This is a genomic window from Eubacterium ramulus, assembly GCF_003122485.1.
Classification (GTDB): domain Bacteria; phylum Bacillota; class Clostridia; order Lachnospirales; family Lachnospiraceae; genus Eubacterium_I; species Eubacterium_I ramulus_A.
This window is the reverse complement of sequence record NZ_JRFU01000263.1, coordinates 1-3,247: the sequence shown is the minus strand read 5'-3', so window position 1 is coordinate 3,247 and position 3,247 is coordinate 1. Positions and strand designations below refer to the sequence as shown.

Here is a 3,247-nt window from a genome sequence, read left to right as displayed (position 1 = left end):
CTGACCAGAATCACGCACCAAGTCTCACGTGCGTTCGACTTGAATAAAAGCAGTTCCTGCAAAAAAGTTGATGCATGGACTGCGAAAAATACAATAGAAATGCAGCAATTTGTGTTGCTTTTTATAAATAAGTATGGTAAACTATCATACGTTGTGAATTAAAGAAGAGATGGTCCTCTGTTACGTAACGTATTAAGAACATCCAAATAACAGGAGGTCACAAGAATGAACGCAAATGAAATTATCAAAAGCATCGAAGCTGAGCAGCTGAAAGCTGAAGTACCGGAGTTTTCCGTAGGAGATACAGTTCGTGTATCTGCAAAAATCAAAGAGGGTAACCGCGAAAGAATTCAGGTTTTCGAGGGTACTGTATTAAAGAAACAGGGCGGAAGCAACCGTGAGACATTTACAGTTCGTAAATTCTCCAACGGTGTTGGCGTAGAGAAAACTTGGCCATTACACTCCCCGAACGTAGAGAAAGTTGAAGTTGTTCGTTACGGTAAAGTAAGACGTGCAAAACTTTACTACTTAAGAGACCGTGTAGGTAAGAAAGCTAAAGTTAAAGAGTTAGTAAAATAATCTGCTTTAGAATGCTGAATGATGATAATCCTCTGAATGATGCCTTGCATCTTCAGGGGATTTTTTCGATTTACAGGATAAATGGTGTGCTGGTACAGGTTCGATGGCGAGAGAATATAAAAGCACATTTTTTGATTTTTATAATAAAGAAATGTGCTATTGAAAAGTTTTTTATTTGAGTGATAGCACACTTCCTTGATTTTATTGCAGTATTTTCCTATTTATAGGGTGTTTGAAAGAGATGTTTTCTGTTACAATAAAAATGCATGTGCAGATTGTAATGCTTCTTAGAAAGATATACGATGATAGGAACTTACATTGAGTAGAAACATATAGCGAGTTTCGCACATGTTTGACTTGAAATTGGTCTGAAAGGAGATAATCTAATTATGACAGTGTTTCGAACAGGAGGATTGAATTTCCGAAGAAGACGCAGAAAAATGAAAATATCGACGGCAAAAGGAATTCTGTTGTGGATTGTAGAGATTTTTATTGTTCTTCTGCTTGCCTTTGTGCTGGTATACTGTGCCGGTATGAGAGTCAGTGTAGTGGGAAATTCTATGGAATCGACATTAAGCGATGGCAGTGTTGTGCTAGTTAACCGCTTTGTATACAATATAAAAGAACCGAAAGCAGGAGATGTGATTGTCTTTCTGCCAAACGGAAATGAGAAGAGTCACTACTATATTAAAAGAGTGATCGGAGTTCCCGGCGATAAAGTACAGATCAAAAATGGCCTGCTGTATGTCAATGGCGAACTGTATGATGTGGAAGACACCGAAACCATCAAAAATGCAGGTCTGGCAGAGGATGAAATCACGGTTGGAGAAGATGAATATTTCGTTCTTGGTGATAACCGTAACAGCAGTGAGGATAGTCGTTATGCCAATATCGGAAACATAAAAAAGGAATATATTCAAGGAAAAGCCTGGTTTGTGGCAAGACCTTTTAATAAAATGGGAAAAATTAATTAGTAGTTTTTAGTGGATGCAAAAGGAGAAAAAATATGAATTTTCAGTGGTACCCGGGACATATGACGAAGGCAAAACGCCAGATGCAGGAAGATATCAAGCTGATCGATCTGGTGATCGAACTGGTGGATGCAAGAATTCCGCTCAGCAGCAGGAATCCGGATATTGATGATCTTGGAAAAAATAAAGCACGTCTGATTTTATTAAACAAGTCAGATCTGTCCGATGAGAGAAAAAATGAGGCATGGGCTTCTTATTTTAAAGCAAAGGGATTTTATGTGGTAAAACTGGATGCACGACGCAGAAACAGCATGAAGGAAATCCAGAACGTCATTCTTGAAGCATGTAAGGAAAAAATTGAGCGCGACCGCCGCAGAGGAATCAAAAACCGCCCGGTTCGTGCCATGGTTGTGGGAATCCCGAACGTGGGAAAATCTACATTTATCAATACCTTTGCCGGAAAAGCATGTGCAAAGACCGGAAATAAACCAGGTGTGACAAAAGGAAAACAGTGGATCCGTCTGAACAAAGATGTGGAGTTGCTGGATACACCGGGTATTTTGTGGCCGAAATTTGATGATCAGATGGTTGGACTCCGTCTGGCACTGATCGGTTCTATTAAAGATGAAATTTTGAATATTGATGAACTTTCTCTGGAACTGATCTCTTACTTGAAAGAAAATTATGCAGGTACACTGACTGCCCGTTATGAGGTAGAAGAAAATGTGGAGCGTCCGGTGGAAATTCTGGAAGCGATCGCACAGAAACGTGGCTGCGTACAGCGTGGAAATGAGATTGATTACAGCAAAGCAGCTGCACTTGTCATCGATGATTTCAGATCCGGACGTCTGGGACGCATTACACTGGAACTGCCGGAGGCGAACTAAGATGGAAGTCAGAAAAATCGGTGAGATTAAAGAAGAATTAAAGGCAACAACGGAGACAGAATTACAGCAGTTTATTCAGAAATACAGTACAGATGAGCGTGCTGGTGTAAAAACAGTTGTAAATCAGGCACAGAAACGCCTGGAAAAATATGAAAAAGAATTGTTGCGTATTGATGCGCTGAAAATCTATGAGCGCAAATATGCAGATTATGCATTTATCTGCGGCGTTGATGAGGTTGGACGTGGACCGCTGGCAGGTCCGGTGGTAGCCGGTGCAGTGATTCTGCCAAAGGATTGTAATATTTTGTATATCAATGATTCCAAGAAACTCAGTGAGAAAAAGAGAGAAGAACTCTACGATGTGATCATGGAACAGGCAGTGGTTACCGGTATTGGTATGGCATCTCCGGCGCGCATTGATGAGATTAATATTTTGCAGGCGACCTATGAAGCAATGCGAGAGGCAATCAGTAAATTAGATCCACAGCCGGATTTGCTTTTGAACGATGCGGTGACAATCCCTGAGGTAGATATTTATCAGGTTCCGATTATCAAAGGTGATGCAAAAAGTATCTCCATCGGTGCAGCAAGTATTATTGCAAAAGTGACCAGAGACCGGTTGATGGTGGAATACGATAAAGTGATGCCGGAGTATGGCTTTGCATCAAATAAAGGCTATGGATCTGCGGCTCATATTGCGGCATTGAAGAAATATGGTGCTTCGCCGATTCACAGACAGAGTTTTATACATAACTTTATTTAAATTTTATCTCAGTCGAGAAGACTCCCACTTCTGCAAGTGGTGAGTAA

General features: G+C 40.6%; 4 protein-coding genes. All 4 read left to right on the top strand.

Translation table 11 applies throughout. The features are described from left to right. Positions 1 to 225: 225 nt before the first annotated feature. The 4 genes from rplS (at position 226) to LG34_RS16425 (ending at position 3,200) form a co-directional block, all read left to right on the top strand. Positions 226 to 579, top strand: coding sequence for a 50S ribosomal protein L19 (gene rplS, locus LG34_RS16440; RefSeq protein ID WP_109217035.1), 354 nt, complete (start codon positions 226 to 228; stop codon positions 577 to 579). Positions 580 to 968: 389 nt separating this feature from the next. After that, positions 969 to 1,553, top strand: a complete 585-nt coding sequence (gene lepB / locus LG34_RS16435; protein ID WP_109217034.1) for a signal peptidase I — start codon at positions 969 to 971, stop codon at positions 1,551 to 1,553. A 32-nt stretch (positions 1,554 to 1,585) separates the two neighbouring features. Continuing rightward, on the top strand, positions 1,586 to 2,437 hold the full coding sequence (gene ylqF / locus LG34_RS16430; protein WP_109217033.1) for a ribosome biogenesis GTPase YlqF: 852 nt from the start codon (positions 1,586 to 1,588) through the stop codon (positions 2,435 to 2,437). Between the two features lies 1 nt (position 2,438). Then, positions 2,439 to 3,200 (top strand): ribonuclease HII, encoded by a 762-nt coding sequence (locus tag LG34_RS16425; RefSeq protein WP_109217032.1) that lies wholly within the window; start codon positions 2,439 to 2,441, stop codon positions 3,198 to 3,200. Positions 3,201 to 3,247 lie beyond the last annotated feature (47 nt).

What these genes read in the sequence shown, in the direction of transcription:
- rplS (WP_109217035.1), top strand. Translation starts at nt 226, where the DNA reads ATGAACGCAAATGAAATTATCAAAAGCATCGAAGCTGAGCAGCTGAAA.
- lepB (WP_109217034.1), top strand. Translation starts at nt 969, where the DNA reads ATGACAGTGTTTCGAACAGGAGGATTGAATTTCCGAAGAAGACGCAGA.
- ylqF (WP_109217033.1), top strand. Translation starts at nt 1,586, where the DNA reads ATGAATTTTCAGTGGTACCCGGGACATATGACGAAGGCAAAACGCCAG.
- LG34_RS16425 (WP_109217032.1), top strand. Translation starts at nt 2,439, where the DNA reads ATGGAAGTCAGAAAAATCGGTGAGATTAAAGAAGAATTAAAGGCAACA.